Origin of the sequence: Algimonas porphyrae, from assembly GCF_041429795.1 — a bacterium.
GTDB lineage: Bacteria > Pseudomonadota > Alphaproteobacteria > Caulobacterales > Maricaulaceae > Litorimonas > Litorimonas porphyrae.
Map to the genome: position 1 here is coordinate 59201 of NZ_CP163424.1, position 18274 is coordinate 77474.

Here is an 18274-nt window from a genome sequence, read left to right on the forward strand (position 1 = left end):
CAGTGACGGACGCAATATCGGGAGGACCGCAGAAATCGTCTTGGCAAAGCCGCGACCTAGCCATCCGTCCCCAGCACACTGTCCCTGATGGTCACGGGATTTCCCCTGACCGTCGGCGAGACGCTCGCCTCGCGCAGGCGGTCGAGGCGGATCAGCGCCATGGCTTGCCCGTCATGTGTATGCAGAACATTCCCGACCGTCCGCTCGCCCGTCTTGATCGGGTCGCCCGTCTCCGCCGGACCGTTCAAGGTCACGCCGCGCATTCGCTTCCGCACGGTCGTCATCCGTCGCATGCGAGAGACAACCTCCTGCCCGACGAAACAGCCGCCCTGATAATCCACTCCGTTCAGTTGATCCATACAGGCGTCAGCCGGAAAAGTCGTCTGTACGCCGAAATCCCATTCGCTGTCAGGGACGCCAAGCGACAGCCGGTAGGCGTCCCAATTGCCCGTGCTCTTCTTGGCCGTATCGGCGAACAGACGTCGGCCCAGCGCAGGCAGGCGAGGGTCGACCTCACCCAGGTCATCATGTTCGTCGTTATTCCAGAGCACGTGAAGATGAAGGCCTTCGGACACATCCTCGATTTCAATCGGCGCCCGTAAACGATAGATTTTCAGACGCTTCAGGAGCGCCGCACCCATCGCGACCGGCGTATCGATCAGAAGATGATCGCCCCGGTCGGTCACAAAGAAATCGGCGATGATTTTGCCTTGCGGCGTCAGCAAGGCCGCAAATGTCACGGGCTGCTTGATCGAATTGGTGATCAGCCCTCCGAACCAGTCTTTCACGCCCTCGCCGGACAGGCGCAGAATGGTTCGAGGACGGCGGGCGATCAGCATGATGTGCAGATAGGCGTGCTGCCCCAACGCCGCAACTGCCCGCTGCGGTGCGTCATCGCTCGCGAATACCTCAATCGGTTAAGGCCTAATCGGCTGGAAAGGCTGATCTTTCTGGGCGGCCTGTCGCTCTGCCGTCGCAAAGAGAACCGCGTCCGGTTCATAAGCCAGCACTTCATCCAGAGAAACATCAAACAAATGGGCACCGTGATGGATGCGGATGATGTCCGCATAGCTCGGCAGAAAATGACCCAGCATACTGTCAGCGAAGCTGTCGCCAACGATGACCAATCGTTTGTCGCCCACATCATGCGTTCCGTCTGAGCGCACCGTCGCAAACTGCCCGACATGAGGTGAGTCAGGAGCCGTCGGTTCCAGACGCGTCAGCCCATCGGGTCCACCTTGCGGGAAACCGATCATCAGGGCCGGAGGTTCGTTGGACCGTTCGAACCCGGCCATGGCGTCGAGATCCAGCAGCCGTTCCGATTCTCTGACTTGTGCGGGCGCAGGCATATATCTGGGCAGGCTGCCGTCTGGGTCGAAGCGGTCCATTATCGCCATCGCCAGATCGTAGGTCCCGTCAGCGGTCCAGTGCGTATCGCGCGAATAGAACGTCTTCTTACCTGCTGCCTTGGCCTGCATCACATAGCGTTCCGCATCGATCAGGCCGGTCTGCGCAGCGTCTGGATGCTGGTACACAAATGAGCGGAACCGGCGCGTGCCCTCCTGCCAGTCTTCGGGAAGAAACTCCGGATAGGCCCGGGCCTTGTCGATGGCGATGAAGGCGATGAAGGGAATATCGCGCGCGCTCAGGGCAGCATTCACGTTTGACAGGCTCTCCACCCAGCGTTCGACGCGCTCATTGCTCCAGCTTCCCTGCCCTTCAAACTCGTCACGATATTTCAGCGCTCCGAGATAGAGCCAGCCATCCTGTCCATAGATCACATTGGGTGGATTTTCACCGAGATTGTCGCGGACCTTCCGCGCCAGTCGGATCAGCAGCATGCGAAGCCCGAATCGGTCTTCCAGATAATCGTCCATTTGCGCCGTATAGGCCCTGGCATCACCTTCGAATGAGGGCAGCCCCTGCAGCACGCGTCGTTCCGAGCGGCTGATCTGATCCGTATTTGTCTGCAGGCCCGTCAGAAACAGAAATGCCGGGAGGCAGAAAGCCAGAATGAGCAGACCGACAAACAGCGTCGTCACCCGACGGCTAAGTGTCGATCGTCGCTGCACTTCGGGGCGAGGAGAGCCTGGCATGTCGTCCGCATTGGTCACGTCCGACTAATCCTCGGCGCTTTCGCAAACCTGCCGCAAGTAAGAGCCGTACCCGCTCTTTTCCAACGGTCCGGCCAGACGTCGCAGCTGGTCTCTATCGATCCATCCATTCTGATAGGCGATCACTTCGGGGCAGCAAATCCGGTTGCCTTGCCGTTCCTGAATGACGGCGACGAATTGCGCGGCCTGCAGCAGGCTGCGATGGGTTCCCGTATCGAGCCAGGTCGATCCTTCATTCAGAAGCTCGACTGTCAACTTCCCGTCGTCCAGATACATTTCGTTCAGGGTCGTAATCTCGAGCTCGCCCCGGGCGGACGGCTTGACCTGTCGCGCGCGAGAGGGCGCATCGCCGTCATAGAAATAAAGTCCCGTCACAGCATAATTGGAGGCCGGATCCTTGGGCTTTTCGACCAGGCTGACAGCCTTTTTATTCTCATCAAATCCGACAACGCCGTAAGCTGAGGGGTCCTTGACGTGATAGCCGAAGATCGTCGCACCCTCACGGCGCTGCATGGCCGTGGCGAGCGTGCGATTAAACCCGGCCCCGAAGAACAGATTATCGCCCAGAATAAGCGCGCTCGGACCGCCTTCCAGAAAGTCTTCGGCGATTATCAGGGCCTGAGCCAGCCCGTCGGGACTGGGCTGCGACGCATAGGTGATGCTCATCCCCCAGCGCCGACCATCGCCCAGTAGATGCTCGAACGCCGCACGATCATGCGGCGTGGTGATCACCATGATTTCCGACAAGCCAGCCTGCATGAGGGTCGATAGCGGATAGTAGATCATTGGCTTATCGAAGACGGGCATCAGCTGTTTCGACACGGATATGGTCGAAGGATGGAGGCGCGAGCCTGTCCCCCCTGCGAGAATGATGCCCTTACGTATCATCATCGGCCCTTGTTTTTCCTGCGACGATCATCGGGTGATTCTGCAATGCCCGGTGCAGGCTCACCTGCCAGTCGGGCATGGCAAAATCAAACGTCGTTTCGAAGGGCTCAAGGTCCAGCACGGAATAGGCTGGTCGCCGGGCGGGGGTCGGGAAATCCGCCGTCGCAATATCCCGAACGCTGACCGCATGATCTCGCCATGAAGATGTAGCGCTGAAGATCGCGCGGGCGAAGCCGGCCCAACTGGTCGGTTGGCCACTATTGCTGACGTGAAAAATAGCCGAGGCGGCAGGATCGTTCGCACATAAGGCTTTCGCGACGACCATGCAGGCCCGGGCCAGATCGCGCGCATGTGTCGGGCGTCCGGTCTGATCAGCAACGACGTCGAGCGTATCGCGCGATGCGCCAAGGCGCAGCATGGTGGTCAGGAAATTCCTGCCCGACACGTCATAGACCCATGATGTCCGCAATATCGCCGCGCTCGGTTGCGCGGTTCGGACGGCCTCTTCCCCCGCCAGTTTCGTGCGACCATAGGCGTTGACGGGAGCCACCGGCGCATCGGTTGCATAGGGCTTTCGAGCCTGCCCATCGAACACATAATCGGTCGAGATATGGATAACGGGAATGTCGGCGCGCGCTGCAAGCTCGGCAATGATCCCGGGCGCGACAGCATTGACCCGATAGGCCGTCTCGAAATCGGTCTCGGCCTGATCGACAGCCGTATAGGCCGCTGCGATAATGATGATGTCCCCCTTATCCAGATGGGGCTGCAGGCATTCTCGGAGGAGCGCTTCCGGTGCAGCGAGATCGCAATCGGATCGGTCCAGAAACGTTGCGGAAAAATGATCGGCCGCGATTTCCGCCTGAAGCGCGCGCGCCAGTTGACCCGTTTTTCCGATGACCAGACAGTGCATGACGCGCCTGTCTAGCGCTTCAGGCCGAGACGGTCACCAAAAGCACCCTCTCTGATTAGAGGCCGCCACCACCAGTCATTGTCCAGGTACCAGCGAACCGTCCGGTCGAACCCCTCATCAGCGCTCATGGAAGGCGACCATCCCAGCGCGTCTTCGATTTTGGCGGCGTCGATCGCATAGCGATGATCATGGCCGGGGCGGTCGGTGACAAAGCGGATCAAGCGTCTGAAATCTTTGCCACCAGGTGGCAGATGCTGCCCCATCAGGTCGCAGATCGTCTCGACAAGTGCGAGATTGGTCCGTTCATTATTGCCGCCGATATTGTAGGTTTCGCCGGGCGCTCCCTTGTCCAGAACCCGCAACAGCGCATCAGCATGATCATCGACATAAAGCCAATCGCGAACATTCTCGCCCTTACCGTAGACAGGGATCGTATCGCCGTGCAGCGCCTTGAGAATAACCACCGGGATGAGCTTCTCTGGGAACTGGTAGGGCCCGTAATTATTGGAACAATTGGTGAGCAATATGGGAAGGCCGTAAGTTCGCGCCCAAGCCCGCACAAGATGGTCCGAGGCCGCCTTGCTGGCTGAATAGGGAGAGCTGGGATCATAGGGTGTTGTTTCGGAAAAAGGCGGATCGTCCGCGCTCAGATCGCCATACACCTCATCCGTCGAAACGTGATGAAAACGAAACCTGTCCCGACGTGCCCCCCGCAGACCGGCCCAGAAATCCCGCGCCGCCTGCAGCAAGGTGAACGTCCCGACAATATTGGTCTGGATGAAGGCCCCGGGACCATCGATCGACCGATCGACATGCGACTCCGCCGCCAGATGGATGATGGCATCAGGCTGATGGGCGGCCAGAATGGCTTTCATCGCATCAAGGTCGCAGATATCGGCCTTGACGAAATCATAGTGCGGATGTCCGGCCACATCTCGCAGGCTGTCGAGATTGGCGGCATAGGTCAGTTTGTCGACATTGACGATATGATGGCCGCGCGTGATGGCCAGGCGGATCAACGCGGATCCGATAAAGCCTGCCCCACCCGTCACAAGGAGTTTCACTGATCTATACTCCCTGCAGGCCCGAACCAATTCATTGCAACGCAGGGGCCATAGCAGCGCCGCAGACCAGATCAATGGTCATGACCCGTCCGATCCTTCTGTTCCGCGCCGTCAAACCCGCCGGAAGGTCTTTTGTTTTCGTCCCAATCGGCCTAGGGAGCGCGTGGCTGAACGAGGGAGCGATCTATTCATATCTGTCTGATCGCAAGACATTATCCGCCTGAAGCATCCGGCGGAGCGCGGCGGCCCTATTTGTTTACGCAGGCCCTGCGGGATGCGGGGCATCGCGTCACGATCGTCAGCCCGTTCCGGCAGGCGCACCCAGATCATATCGTCGTTCCGCATCTGGTCAGTTCCGATTATGATCGGGACAAGGGCGAGCCAAGCGCTGAGGAACCTCAGCCCGACCCGACAGAGCAAAGCCCCTTGCGGAATATCGCGCGGAACTGGTTGCTCTGGCCTGAACCCGAAATCCGCTGGGCGCGCCGCGTTGCGCGACATCTGGAGTCCCACCCGATCCGAGCTGACTGGCTCATGACGACAAGCCCGCCGGAAAGTCTTCACATTGTCGGGCCGCGCATCAAGGCCGCGCTGGGATGTCGCTGGCTGGCGGAGTTTCGCGACACATGGACCGTCAATCCACACCGGGCGGTCCTGGCCCGCTCGGGACTGCGCCGATCCATCGAACGGACAATGGCGCAGCGCTGTCTGCGCACGGTCGATGCCCTTACAGCCGTTTCGGAAGCCGTCCTGTCGGAAATCCGGGCCTACGCTCCGGATGGCACACCGGAACATATTATCGATCACTTCTCGGATCCGCCTCCAGCCCCGAAGGACCTTCCGAAGTCCGATCTCAACATCGTTCATTCGGGCGGGTTCACCCTGTCCGATCGACGGCGCAAACTGGATACGCTGCTGACAAGGCTCGATCATCTGTCCGCGCGTCGAACCGGATGCCCACTTCATCTGCACATAGCCGGACAACTCAGCCTGGAGGAAAAAACCCTTCTCGCTCGGCGGGAGGAGGCAAACGAGCCGCCAACGAAAGTGACGGCCTATGGCGCATTGCCCCTTGCCGAGGCCCGCGCTTTGCAGGCCGGTGCCGACGCGCTGCTGCTACTGACGCCGGAGGACAGCCATGCGCTACCCGGAAAATTCGCGGAATATCGCCAGACCCGTTTGCCCATTCTCTATCAGGGCGGAGGAGACTGGCTGTCGCTCATCGATGCGCCTGACGCACTGCAACCACTCGACCTGGCTTTGCTGTCAATCAGGAAAGGAGATCGTGTGCCAGAGGACTGCCCCCCTGGGCTGAACGCCGCAGCAGCGGCGCAATCACTGACGGATTTTCTGGGCCACCTGACGCCATAAGCGCCTGGCCTGCCAATCACCAGGTGCGGTGAGGCCGACCGTCTCGCTCGACATAACTATCGCCCGTCCGCCGATCCGGAACGGGGCCTTGTCCTTGCGTCGTGATTATCCTGTCACGGCTGCATCATAACGCGCCAGAACCGTCTCGCAGTCGCCGAAGTCGACAAGTCGGCCATGATCCAGATAGATGGCTTTCGTGCAAAGATCCCGGATCAGCTCATTACTGTGATTGGCCAGTATAACGATGCCGGAATTGCCGATGAAACTGTTCAGCCGGTCATGCGCCTTCATGACGAAGGCCTGATCGCCGACTCCGAAAATTTCGTCGATGAGCACAATGTCCGCACCGAATTCCGTCGAAACGGAAAAGGCTAGCCGCAGAGCCATACCGGATGAATAAGTCCGGAGCGGCATGTCGATGAAGTTGCCCAGTTCGGAAAAATCGATGACCGCCTGCATCCGGCTTTCAATGTCGGACAGACTCGCCCCCAGCAGAAGCCCGCGAACAATGATATTTTCCCGCCCGGTCGCCTCGCCGTCCATGCCCATGGCAATATCGAACAGGGTGCGGATGGTACCAACGGTGCTGACGGTTCCTTCCGTCGGCGCATAGACATTGGCCATCACCTTGAGCAGTGTTGATTTTCCGGCGCCGTTGGGCCCGATCAGCCCGACCCGATCGCCCTGCCGGATGTTGAGCGAAACCCCATCGAGCGCCCGCGTCTTGATAACATTATGTTCCGTGCTGTTGATCGCCGCCCCCAGGGCCGGGCGTAGGATCTGCGCCCGCATGGAAAGGGCCGCCGGCCCGTAGACGGGGTAGTCAATGGTCACATTGTCCAGAGTGATCGATGCCATGAACCGAGACCGTTCGCCTAGAGCCAGAAGATGATCTTGTGCTTCTTGCGTCCGAGAAGCAGCATGGCGATCAGCATAAGCCCGACCGCAATCACGGCGGAGACGATGATCGAGGTCATGTCCGGTGCCCGGCCCAGCAGGGGCTCGCGAAAGACCGCCAGAAGATGAGTGAACGGATTATAGTCGACGATGAACTGGTTCTTCTGCAGATCGCTCGGTCGCCACATGACAGGCGAGAGAAAGAATCCCACCGTCATGAAGTTCGTTGTGAGCGGGGCTATATCCCGAAAGCGCGGCGTTAGCACCGCCACGAACAGGGTCATGGCAAAGCCGGCTACCAGCAGGATCGGCAGACCGACGCCCAGCCACAGCCAGTTCATGTTCGGCCACAAACCATAGAGGAAAATCAGGATGACAAAGATCGTCATGTGATGACCCGCGACGATGACATTGCGCAGCACGACCAGCCAGACGAATGTACTGATCGGCGTTTCCATCTGTTCAAGCATGCCCTTGGCCTGCATCAGGCTGGTCGACCCTTCCGTCAGCACCGCCTGCAGATAGGTCCAGATCACGACACCCAGCGTGATGAAGGGCGCCACTTCTTCCAGCGGCGCACCGAACAGTCCGCCATAGAGCAGCGACAGGGCGATAACCCAGAGACCCATGGAGATGGTAATCCAGAAGGGGCCGATGAAAGAGCGCGCATAGCGCAGGCGCAATTCCCGGAAGGCCATATAGCGCCATAGCGGAAATTTCGAAAACCCCTGCGCAATATCGCGGGCCGCGATGGAGAGTGATTTGAGAATGAGGGTTCACTCCCACTCGGTAATCCACACAATGCGGCTTACTGTGACTGCCAGTTGGATGCGGACCCCTGCGGCATGCATCAGAGTCCGTCCGTGACCAGAGCTACGAACCTATGCTCTGACCAGAACAGGCGCAAGACCCCTGTCCATTTCAAAACCGCTGAGTGAGAGCGTCTGTTGTCCGACGATCCGCAAAGCCAACCCGCGAATCCGGCTATCCGCAACGAACTTGTAACAATCAGAGCTTGTATACCTCCAGTATTTCTGTGATGTTACTGACAATCCAAGAACTCGCAAAATATCATGAGTTTAGAATATGCTACGATCATCGGATCTGTATTTTCCGATCAAATGGACACTCTTGTTAGGGCTGTTCGCCGTGCTAACAGCATGCGGCGGAAATAAAACCCAAACACCGACGCCGCCACCGGTCGTCGTCACACCTCCGCCAGCCAATCAGGCCCCTGTGGCTGATGCGGGGCCCGACGCCACATATGACATTGCGTCATCAACATACACGTTGGATGCTTCCGGCAGTTCGGATCCCGATGGAGACATGCTGACATTTGGATGGACGCTTGAGAGCCAGCCCGCCGGAGCCAATGCCGGTCTTGTCGACCCCGATCAGGCGGTCGCGGGATTCCGCGCAATGACGCCCGGAGAGTATATCTTCAAGATTGCTGTGTCAGATCCGTCTCGGGATTCCGACTATGACGAAGTGGTCGTGACACTCGTCAACACGGCCCCGACGGCGGTTATCGGTGTACCGTCCCCGACGCCCTTTGTCGGTCGCGATATCACTCTGAATGCTGGCAATTCGACGGACCCGAACGGTCAGACTCTGAGCTATAGTTGGACGGTCGTGTCGACTCCCGGCCTGTCGACACTGAGCGGTCGCACCTATTCGGGACCGGCCCCCATCATTACGTTTGATCAGGCCGGTCAGTTCGAGCTGGAACTGAGCGTGACGGACGGAATCGCTACGACGACGACGCGGACGGGTCCGATCGACGTTCAGGCGTGGCAAGTGCTACCTCTTGCCGTTTTATATAATCACCTGGCACACGACACGGCCAATGACCGGATTGCCGCTGCGAACGATACACGCTTTTCCGTGATCGATCTTGATGGAACCGAAAACAGTATGGCGATCAGCGCACCGGCGACCGATGTGGCGGTGACGCCGGACGGCCTGTACGCGATAATCGGGCATGATCGCCTTCTGAGCTATGTCGAGATGAGCGGCCCTTCCATTGTCCGGACTGTCCCGCTACCGGTCAAGGTTCACGATATAGTTGTCGATGCGGACGGTTTCGCGTTCATCTTTCCCGATGCGGGTTCACAGGATGATATCTACACGGTTGAGCTCGCAACGGGTCAAGTCACTGCCAGTAGCGATCCTGCGTTCACCACGCGGAGCCGGGCTGTCATATCCGAAGATGGCAACGCGCTGTTCGCAGTCAGTCCCGATCTGACCCTGAAATGGCTGCAGCGTTACAATGTGGCAGCCGACAACCGCGTCACCGCACAGCAGCCCCGCACATTGTTGCGGACAAATGATTGCGCCGATCTGTGGAGCGGTCTGTCCGGACCGCATCTCCTGACCCGCTGTGGTGAACAATTGCGTGTCACGACAGGCGTCGACGCGACGTCCCTGTCGATGTTGGACACGCCCGACAGGATCTTTCATGCCAGCGCCAGTCCGTTCACCCGGCAATGGGCTGTCATCGGGGATACGACTGCGCATTTCGTTTACCTGATCGACGCGGATACGGGTGATGTCACAACCCCGCTTCGTCTTCCGCTCGAGCTGGACCGAAACTTCGTGTCCTCCTCGCCGACCTATGCCTTTTCGGGGCAGACCAACGACAATCTCTATATCGTGAAACGCAAACTCGAAACACAGCCCAATGGCGATATCGTCAGAACGGATGTCCTCGCCATTTCCTATGGCCGCGCCACCGAAGCCGCTGCTGTCACGCCACAAGCCGTCGTCGCACGCTATCATTCTGCACGCGTCGGGGACAGCGTCTCGATCGATGCATCGGCCAGCCTATCACCGACCAATCCCGGGCTCACCTATCAGTGGACCGTGTTCGAGACGCCGGCCGGCAGTATGGCCCCCGTCAACGGTTTGGCGACGGACACAATCCGGCTCGAACCGGATGTCGAGGGGAGCTACATATTTGATCTTGTCGTCGATGACGGGGTGCGCAGCAGTGATAGTGTGCGCGTCTTTGTCGACGTCTACCCGGCCGGCGGTCCATCCATTGCCCGCCGCGTCGAGAACTGGAGCACAGGACTGAGTCGTCCGCAGACGAATATCACGCGGCAACAGGCCTTCAGACGCCAGGGATCAGCCCGCTACAGTGCTCCCCTGAATGCGATGCTGTTGATGACAACGGACTTCAAGACGATGAAGATGCTTTATCTCGATGATTTTCGCGAGGTCGAGATTGCTCTGCCACGTGACGTCTATCAGTTCGAAATATCCGATGATGGCCTGTTCGCCGTCGCCTCGCATGTAGGCAGCACCAGCCTGATCGACCTGTCATCCGCAACTCTTGCGGACTGGCAGGAACATGGGCACGATTGGGGCGAGATCGTGATCGATGCGAATAGGCGGGCCCATTTCGTTCCCTATAGCTCCGTTCAGGGACAGGGTATTTCCCTGATATCCGTCGATTTTGGTGCCAACATTGTGGCGATCGACCCGATCGGTCAGACCGTCCAAGGGCCTCAACTCAATCCGGCCGGTCCTTGGCTGTATATCGGCGGACCGGACATCAAATTCGATCTGACGGCATTTCCGCCCACACGCTTCACGGACCCGCCCAGCAATCTGGGGCCCGTTACAATGAGCGCGCGGGCATTTTTCGACACGCTCGGCAATGTCTATATCGGTGACCTGATGGAAATGGGTCGATCCACCCTGGCGCGTATGACGGATGGAGCCTCGAGGGGTTTCAGCTTTCGCGGGGCATTGGGCGGCACGTTTGCCAGTTGGGCCGATTATAGTGTCCAACGGGCCGAGTGGGCCATCATTACACCGGAAGGGGTCGACCAGGATGGCCGGACGATCTATTTTGCCGATGAACAGCTCAATCTTCTCAGGGATCAAGGATGGGGACGCTTTCCCGAAGCCGCCCGCCCTGGAATCGCCCTCGTCAATTCCGCCGCACAGGCGTTCTTCAACGCTGATGGCACAAAAATGATCGTGACCGTGAGCGCAAGGGAGCGGGGCGGATTCATTCTTGGAAACAAATCCGCCATTTTCGTCACGGACATCCAGTGACCGCTCGGTCTGCGCGATTGAATTACGCGTTCATCCAGACACAAAAAAGCCGCCTCATTCACGGAGGCGGCTTCGTTGCGGTTCTGAACGCTTAGATCAGCACTTGTAGTAAAGATCGAACTCGACCGGGTGCGGGTGCATGGCGACGCGGTGGACTTCTTCCATCTTCATCTCGATATAGGCGTCGATCTGATCATCGTCGAAGACGCCTCCCGCTTTCAGGAAATCGCGGTCGGCATCGAGTGCGCCGAGCGCTTCCTTCAGGGAGCCACAGACCTGCGGGATATCCTTCGCCTCTTCGGCGGACAGCTCGTACAGATCGATGTCCATCGGATCGCCCGGATGGATCTTGTTCTTGATGCCGTCGAGCCCGGCCATCAGCAGCGCCGTATAGGTCAGGTAGGGGTTGCCTGCCGGATCGGGGAAGCGCGCTTCCAGACGTTTGCCATTGCGCGAGGCCGTCCACGGAATGCGGATCGAGGCCGAGCGGTTACGCGAGCTGTAGGCCAGCATGACTGGGGCTTCGAACCCCGGAACCAGGCGCTTGTAGGAATTGGTCGAGGCGTTGGCGAAAGCGTTGATCGCCTTGGCGTGCTTGATGACGCCGCCAATATAGTGAAGGCAGGCATCGGACAGGCCTGCATAGCCGTCACCGGCGAAGAGCGGCTGCGCGTCCTTCCAGATCGACATGTGCACATGCATGCCCGTCCCATTATCATTGTGAACGGGTTTGGGCATGAAGGTCGCCGTCTTGCCATAGGCATGGGCGACATTGTGCACGATATACTTATAGAGCTGCATATTGTCGGCCATACTGACCAGCGTATCGAACTTCATGCCGAGCTCATGCTGCGACGGCGCGACTTCGTGGTGATGTTTTTCAGGCTTCAGACCGAGCTCTTCCATGATGGACAGCATTTCGGATCGCATATCCTGCTGGCTGTCGACAGGCGGGACCGGGAAGTAACCGCCCTTGGGCCCGGGCCGGTGCCCCATATTGCCGCCTGTGTACATGGTACCGGTATTGTAAGGGCCTTCGGTTGAATCGAATTCGAAACCCGTCTTGTTCTGGTCCGTGCTCCAGCGCACATCATCAAAAACGAAGAATTCCGCTTCCGGCCCGAAATAGACTTCGTCACCGACATTGGCTGAGCGCATATAGCTTTCCGCCGCCTTGGCCGTGCCGCGTGGATCGCGATTATAGGTCGATCCGTCGTCCGGCTCCAGAATGTCGCAGAAGATGGCCATCGTATCCTGCTGATAGAACGGGTCCATCTTGGCCGTGGTCGGATCAGGCATCAGGACCATGTCGGATTCGTTGATATCCTTCCAGCCACCGATCGAACTGCCGTCGAACATGGTGCCGTCCTTGAACAGGTCTTCATCGACCATACTCGAATGGAAGGTGACATGCTGCATCTTGCCTTTCGGATCGGTGAAGCGAAGATCGACAAAGCCGATTTCCTCGTCCTTCACCGTCTTCAGAATGTCGTCTGCCGTGATTGCCTTGTCCGCCATGATGGCCGTCTCCGTCGGGAAAAATGTTAGGGGGTCGGTTGAGTTGACTATGTATCGGGCGCGCCGGATTTCGACCGGCGCATCCCGGAGATGGTGCGGTCGCTAAAGCGACGCGTCGCCGGTTTCGCCGGTCCGGATCCGGATCGCCTGCGAGACTTCGGAAACGAAAATCTTGCCATCGCCGATCTTGCCGGTCTTGGCAGCCGTCTGGATCGCTTCCAACGCTGGTTCGACCTGATCGTCCGCGACGACCAGTTCCAGCTTCAGCTTGGGCAGGAAGTCGACGACATATTCGGCGCCGCGATAAAGCTCGGTATGGCCTTTCTGTCGACCGAAGCCCTTGGCTTCCAGAACCGTCATCCCTTGCAGGCCGATCGCCTGTAGCGCCTCCTTCACCTCGTCCAGCTTGAACGGTTTGATGATGGCTTCGATCTTCTTCATGATGTGCCCTGACTTAAGCGTGTCGCGATAATCATGCAGCCCCGGCATGACGTTACGCCTGACCTGCCGGGACGGGCCGCCGGAGTCGAGTCGCAGACGGCGGGAGTCTTCGTGGCTGGGCGGCACATCTTCGAAATGCATGACTTTTGTGCGCCTGCACATTGCCGCGATGAATATTGATGCGCAAGCGCTCAAGCCCGTATTATGCCCAGACGATGCGCAGATTCTTCTCATTTGCCTCACCACGCCGCCGCCTCCCGTCTATTTTATCCGTTGCGCCGCCGATTCAGTGCGGTAAAGCCGCAGACGTTCGCACCGCCCGGATGCCGCATGGACGATGTTCGCGACTGCAGTTCATCGACCGGATTTCGGGCCACACGAACAGTCGAGACCGCATGGTCATAATCCTTGCCGCCCGTCGCCAGACGGTCAGACGGCCCACTACTTGAAACCGGCTGTTCGCGACTGCAGTTCATCCGGCGGAGATATTCATGAAAAAGCTGACCCCACGCCCGCCCAAGAAGCCCTTCATCACCGACGAACAGGCGCTTCGCTTTCATGCCGAACCGACACCCGGCAAGATCTCCATGTTGCCGACCAAGCCGATGGCGACCCAGCGCGATCTCAGCCTGGCCTATTCGCCAGGCGTCGCCGTTCCGGTCGAAGCCATCGCCGAAGATATTGATCTGGCGTACGACTATACGTCCAAGGGCAACACAGTCGCCGTCATCTCCAACGGGACAGCCATTCTGGGGCTCGGTAATCTGGGAGCGATCGCATCCAAACCCGTCATGGAAGGGAAGTCCGTTCTCTTCAAACGCTTCGCCGACATCGACAGTTTCGACATTGAAGTCGAAGAGGAAGAGGCCGAGCCCTTCATCGAATGCGTCAAGCGGATCGGAAATAGTTTTGGCGGCATCAATCTCGAAGATATCGGCTCGCCCGAATGTTTCATCATTGAACAGGAATTGCGCGACCTGGTCGACATTCCCGTGTTTCATGACGACCAGCACGGCACCGCCATCATCGCCACGGCGGGCCTCATCAATGCCGCCGACCTGACAGGACGCAAGTTCGAAGACATGACGGTCGTCCTGTCCGGCGCGGGTGCCGCCGGCCTGTCGGTTCTGAACCTGATCAAGTCGCTCGGCGTGCGCGACGATAACTGCCTCGTCCTCGACAGCAAGGGCGTGATCTATAAGGGCCGGACCGAGTATATGGATCAGTGGAAGGCCCCGCACGCCGTCGATACTGACAAGCGGACCCTGCGCGAAGCGATGGAAGGCGCGGACGTCTTTCTCGGTCTTTCGGTCGCCGGCATCGTCGATGAGGAGATGGTCGCCAGCATGGCCCCCAATCCGATCATCTTCGCCATGGCGAATCCCGATCCGGAAGTCCTGCCCGAAACGATCAAGTCCGTCCGCGATGATGCCATCATTGCCACGGGCCGTTCGGATTATCCCAATCAGGTCAATAACGTTCTGGGCTTCCCCTATATCTTCCGCGGCGCGCTCGACGTGCGGGCGCGAAACGTCAATGACGAGATGAAACTGGCCTGCGCCCATGCGCTGGCCGATCTGGCGCGTCAGGACGTGCCGGAGGAAGTGGCCGCGGCCTATCACGGCAATCGTCCGAAATACGGCCCCAACTATATCATCCCGGCCCCGTTCGATCCGCGTCTGATCAGTGAAATCCCGCCCTATGTCGCGCAGGCCGCCATGGACACCGGACAGGCGCGCAAGCCGATCGAGGATATGGACGCCTATAAGCGCTCCCTCGCCCGGCGACAGGATCCGACCGCCGCCATCCTGCAGGGCATAACGGCCGCCGTCGTCGAGGAGCCCAAAACGATCGTCTTTGCCGAAGGCGAAGAACCCGCCGTCATCCGCGCTGCGCAGGCCTTCCAGCAGCGCGGTCTTGGCAAGGCGATCCTGATCGGCCGGGAAAAGCCGATCTACGACAATATGAAGCTGCTCGGCATCGAGAAGCCGGAGAGTCTTTCCGTTCTCAATGCGCGCCTGTTCGACCGCAATGCGGAGTTCACCGAATATCTCTATTCCCGCCTGCAGCGCCGGGGCTTCCTGCGGCGTGACGCACAGCGTCTGGTCAATAATGACCGGAATGTCTTTTCCGCTCTGCTGATGCATCACGGTCTGGCGGACGGCATGGTGTCCGGCGTGACCCGGTCCTATGATGTGGTGCTGCGCGACGTGCGGCTGGTGCTGAGCCACCGCAAGCGCGAACGCACGATGGGCGTGTCCGTCGTGGTCAACCGCAACCGGACGCTCTTCATCGCCGACACCAACATTACCGAGCTGCCGACTGCCGCCGACCTTGCCGATATTGCGGAAACGACCGCGAACTTCGCCCAGACCTTCGGGTTCGAACCGCGCGTCGCCATGTTGTCCTATTCCACTTTCGGTAACCCTGTCGGCGAACGCATGATGAAGGTTCGCGAAGCGGTCTCCATTCTCGATCAGCGACAGGTCGACTTCGAGTATGAAGGCGATCTGGCGGCCGATGTCGCGCTCGACCCGCTGCATACGCTGACCTATCCCTTCTCGCGCCTGACCGACGCCGCCAATGTACTGGTCATGCCGGCCATCCATTCGGCATCGATCTCGACCAAATTGCTGGACGCCGTCGGCGGAGCGACCGTGCTCGGCCCGTTCCTGACAGGTCTGGAAAAGCCGGTACAGATCTGCTCGCTCGGCGCCGCCGCCTCCGAAATCCTGCAAATGGCAACACTCGCGGCCTTTGCCCCGGGATTTGAAGAGTCCTGACGTCGGCTCGCAGTACAGCTCGGTTGTATGGGGCCGCCAATGGCCCCGTCTCCCACTTGTCATTCCAGCCCAGCGGCGTCAGCCGCGCCTAGACCGGGTCCTGACACAGCAGCCCGACAGGAGACTGGTCTCCATCCCGTTAGGTCCCGGCTTTACGGCGCATACGCGCCTTGGCCGGGATGGCATATGAGAAGAAGGCAGCCGCCATCCTGCGGCTGAGAGCGGGTCATCAGCATCACGCTTAACGTGAACCCTCATCGTCAGGAATGACACGAGGCGCGGGCTGTGCCCCGTGACCGGGGAAGATTTAAGTGTACCGTTTCGTCGCAAGACAGAGCCCGCGCGCGGTGATTGGCTCACACCGTCATCCGCACTTGTCGCCCACCCCATATCGTACCGCGGCCTAACCCGACCGGGTGAACGTGCCCGAACGAGATGCTTGGCTCACGCGCAGCCGATACAGGCCCAGCGTCAAACACGGATGAGACATAAAGGGCGCACCGGGCTGCATAGATCCCGGCACGGTCCCGCCAGACCCCGCGCGCCTTGCCTTCACGGGGCAAAGCTTGAAGCAGGCACGTCCTCCCGCACGAGAGGTCCGGCCCTCACACCGATCCGCCACACCGAGGGTTATGCCCCACCCCGTGTCCGTGACGGACAAAGGTAAGAAAGCATGGAACTAGGAGGGAGTGGATTAGGTTTGTGGGATTGAGGGTAGGTGACTGAAACGGAAGCCGTACTTAACGGCATAGGCGGGGATTAATTGAGAGCGCCCCCTTCTGCATGCTATGAACGGGGACCAGCACTTTACTCCCCCACATCACCGGACTTGATCCGGTGATCCATCTCCCGAACCTGTCGGTCAGGCCGGAGGCGTGGTGTCGCTGAACCTTGAAGATGGCGACGACCACTGATCGACCGATCAATCCGGCCAGTCGGGCAGGCGTTCCGTCTTGAGCATGTCGGCGATGGTAGGGCGTTCGCGGATGACGCGGTAGGCATCGCCCCGGACCATGACTTCGGGCACGAGCGGGCGGGTATTATACTGGCTGCTCTGCGCGGCCCCATATGCCCCGGCTGAATGAAAGACGATCAGATCGCCCGCAGAAAGCGGCGGCAGGTCGCGCGCCTTGGCGAAGGTATCGCCGCTTTCGCAGATCGGGCCGACGATGTCATAAGCCTGCGACGCGGCATCCGGTGACGGAGCGTGAACAGGTTCGACATCGTGCCACGCATCATAGAGAGCCGGGCGCAACAGATCGTTCATGGCCGCATCGATGATCAGGAAATGGCGATCCTCGCCTTCCTTGACGTAGAGGACTTCGGACAGCAGCACCCCCGAATTTCCGGCGATCATCCGTCCGGGTTCGAACACCATTTGCACATCAAGGTCTCGGGTCAGGCGTCGCACAAGCGCGCCATAGTCTGCCGGCAGGGGCGGCGTCCGGCTATTGCCGCCATAAGGAATGCCCAGCCCCCCGCCAATGTCGAACAGGTGGATCCTGTGGCCCTGATCGCGAAGCCGCCCGATCAGGCCGACCACTTTGCGGATCGCGGCCTCGAACGGCGCCAGCGCGTCGATCTGACTGCCGATATGCACATCGACACCGACGATTTCGATTCCGGGCAGCGCCGCCGCTTCGGCATAGGCTGCTTCGGCCCGGCTCCAGCCGATTCCGAACTTGTTTTCCTTCTTGCCCGTGCTGATCTTCTCATGCCCGCCGGCCGAGACGTCCGGATTGACCCGGAAGGCGACCGGTGCCTGGACGCCCTTGGACAGGGCCACGGCATTGAGCGCGTGCAGTTCGGGCAGGCTTTCGACGTTGAAGACATGAATGTTCGCATCCAGCGCCGCCGACATTTCCGCCCGGGTCTTGCCGACCCCGGAAAAGACGATCCGTTCGCCTGGAATGCCCGCGATCAGGGCCCGGGCCAGTTCCCCGCCCGAGACGACATCCGCCCCGGCCCCCAGCTGAGCCAGCGTCTGCAGCACGGCGATGTTGCTGTTGGCCTTGACCGAATAGGCGACCAGCGTGTCGAGCCCTTCGAAACTGTCGGCGAAGACGCGGTAATGACGTTCCAGCGTGGCCGAGGAATAGACATAGACAGGCGTTCCGACCTCGGCTGCGATGCGTGACAGCGGAACCTGTTCGGCGTGAAGGTCGCCGGACTGATAGTCGAAATGGCGCATGGTTCGATCGAGCGGATCAGTGAGGTGCG

14 protein-coding genes are annotated in these 18274 nt (G+C 59.6%); 3 read left to right on the forward strand and 11 right to left on the reverse strand.

All coding sequences use genetic code 11. The features are described from left to right. Window positions 1-56: 56 nt before the first annotated feature. From AB6B39_RS00300 to rfbB, 5 genes are all read right to left on the reverse strand, one after another. The gene (locus tag AB6B39_RS00300; RefSeq protein WP_284372056.1) at window positions 57-839 is read right to left on the reverse strand and encodes a YgfZ/GcvT domain-containing protein; all 783 of its coding nucleotides are present in this window, start codon (window positions 837-839) and stop codon (window positions 57-59) included. Between the two features lie 78 nt (window positions 840-917). Continuing rightward, a complete protein-coding gene (locus AB6B39_RS00305; RefSeq protein WP_284372054.1) occupies window positions 918-2096 on the reverse strand; it encodes an alginate O-acetyltransferase AlgX-related protein in 1179 nt (392 codons plus the stop codon). Between the two features lie 24 nt (window positions 2097-2120). Then, complete coding sequence (gene rfbA / locus AB6B39_RS00310; protein WP_348520183.1) at window positions 2121-3002, reverse strand: glucose-1-phosphate thymidylyltransferase RfbA; 882 nt, start codon at window positions 3000-3002, stop codon at window positions 2121-2123. Further along, entirely contained in the window at window positions 2992-3915 is a 924-nt protein-coding gene (gene rfbD / locus AB6B39_RS00315; protein ID WP_284372049.1) for a dTDP-4-dehydrorhamnose reductase, read from the reverse strand. Before rfbD ends, rfbA begins: the two co-directional genes overlap by 11 nt. 11 nt (window positions 3916-3926) lie before the next feature. Next, window positions 3927-4979, reverse strand: a complete 1053-nt coding sequence (gene rfbB, locus AB6B39_RS00320) for a dTDP-glucose 4,6-dehydratase (protein WP_284372047.1) — start codon at window positions 4977-4979, stop codon at window positions 3927-3929. Between the two features lie 201 nt (window positions 4980-5180). Here rfbB and AB6B39_RS00325 point away from each other — a divergent pair, with 201 nt between their 5' ends. Continuing rightward, window positions 5181-6350, forward strand: a complete 1170-nt coding sequence (locus AB6B39_RS00325) for a glycosyltransferase (protein WP_284372711.1) — start codon at window positions 5181-5183, stop codon at window positions 6348-6350. A gap of 105 nt (window positions 6351-6455) precedes the next feature. Here the strand turns inward: AB6B39_RS00325 and AB6B39_RS00330 are convergent, their stop codons facing one another. Next, on the reverse strand, window positions 6456-7208 hold the full coding sequence (locus tag AB6B39_RS00330; RefSeq protein WP_284372045.1) for an ABC transporter ATP-binding protein: 753 nt from the start codon (window positions 7206-7208) through the stop codon (window positions 6456-6458). 17 nt (window positions 7209-7225) lie between these two features. Next, entirely contained in the window at window positions 7226-7945 is a 720-nt protein-coding gene (locus AB6B39_RS00335; RefSeq protein WP_284372043.1) for an ABC transporter permease, read from the reverse strand. Window positions 7946-8333: 388 nt separating this feature from the next. Here AB6B39_RS00335 and AB6B39_RS00340 point away from each other — a divergent pair, with 388 nt between their 5' ends. Beyond that, entirely contained in the window at window positions 8334-11312 is a 2979-nt protein-coding gene (locus AB6B39_RS00340) for a YncE family protein (protein WP_371398664.1), read from the forward strand. A gap of 96 nt (window positions 11313-11408) precedes the next feature. On the opposite strand, the gene glnA is transcribed toward AB6B39_RS00340, so the two are convergent. The 3 genes from glnA to AB6B39_RS00355 form a co-directional block, all read right to left on the reverse strand. Next, window positions 11409-12830, reverse strand: coding sequence for a type I glutamate--ammonia ligase (gene glnA, locus AB6B39_RS00345; protein WP_284372039.1), 1422 nt, complete (start codon window positions 12828-12830; stop codon window positions 11409-11411). Window positions 12831-12932: 102 nt separating this feature from the next. Further along, on the reverse strand, window positions 12933-13271 hold the full coding sequence (locus AB6B39_RS00350; RefSeq protein WP_284372710.1) for a P-II family nitrogen regulator: 339 nt from the start codon (window positions 13269-13271) through the stop codon (window positions 12933-12935). Window positions 13272-13537: 266 nt separating this feature from the next. Continuing rightward, on the reverse strand, window positions 13538-13747 hold the full coding sequence (locus AB6B39_RS00355) for a hypothetical protein (protein WP_284372038.1): 210 nt from the start codon (window positions 13745-13747) through the stop codon (window positions 13538-13540). Window positions 13748-13762: 15 nt separating this feature from the next. Here AB6B39_RS00355 and AB6B39_RS00360 point away from each other — a divergent pair, with 15 nt between their 5' ends. Next, a complete protein-coding gene (locus AB6B39_RS00360; protein ID WP_284372036.1) occupies window positions 13763-16054 on the forward strand; it encodes an NADP-dependent malic enzyme in 2292 nt (763 codons plus the stop codon). A gap of 922 nt (window positions 16055-16976) precedes the next feature. Here the strand turns inward: AB6B39_RS00360 and lysA are convergent. Beyond that, window positions 16977-18245 (reverse strand): diaminopimelate decarboxylase, encoded by a 1269-nt coding sequence (gene lysA, locus AB6B39_RS00365; protein ID WP_284372034.1) that lies wholly within the window; start codon window positions 18243-18245, stop codon window positions 16977-16979. Window positions 18246-18274: the final 29 nt, after the last annotated feature.

Excerpts from the sequence above, each read along its gene's own strand:
- lysA (WP_284372034.1), bottom strand. The coding sequence starts at position 18,245 with ATGCGCCATTTCGACTATCAGTCCGGCGACCTTCACGCCGAACAGGTT.
- rfbA (WP_348520183.1), bottom strand. The coding sequence starts at position 3,002 with ATGATACGTAAGGGCATCATTCTCGCAGGGGGGACAGGCTCGCGCCTC.
- AB6B39_RS00330 (WP_284372045.1), bottom strand. The coding sequence starts at position 7,208 with ATGGCATCGATCACTCTGGACAATGTGACCATTGACTACCCCGTCTAC.
- AB6B39_RS00300 (WP_284372056.1), bottom strand. The coding sequence starts at position 839 with ATGCTGATCGCCCGCCGTCCTCGAACCATTCTGCGCCTGTCCGGCGAG.
- AB6B39_RS00305 (WP_284372054.1), bottom strand. The coding sequence starts at position 2,096 with ATGCCAGGCTCTCCTCGCCCCGAAGTGCAGCGACGATCGACACTTAGC.
- AB6B39_RS00355 (WP_284372038.1), bottom strand. The coding sequence starts at position 13,747 with ATGAACTGCAGTCGCGAACAGCCGGTTTCAAGTAGTGGGCCGTCTGAC.
- AB6B39_RS00360 (WP_284372036.1), top strand. The coding sequence starts at position 13,763 with ATGAAAAAGCTGACCCCACGCCCGCCCAAGAAGCCCTTCATCACCGAC.
- AB6B39_RS00335 (WP_284372043.1), bottom strand. The coding sequence starts at position 7,945 with ATGGCCTTCCGGGAATTGCGCCTGCGCTATGCGCGCTCTTTCATCGGC.
- AB6B39_RS00350 (WP_284372710.1), bottom strand. The coding sequence starts at position 13,271 with ATGAAGAAGATCGAAGCCATCATCAAACCGTTCAAGCTGGACGAGGTG.
- rfbD (WP_284372049.1), bottom strand. The coding sequence starts at position 3,915 with ATGCACTGTCTGGTCATCGGAAAAACGGGTCAACTGGCGCGCGCGCTT.
- AB6B39_RS00340 (WP_371398664.1), top strand. The coding sequence starts at position 8,334 with ATGCTACGATCATCGGATCTGTATTTTCCGATCAAATGGACACTCTTG.
- glnA (WP_284372039.1), bottom strand. The coding sequence starts at position 12,830 with ATGGCGGACAAGGCAATCACGGCAGACGACATTCTGAAGACGGTGAAG.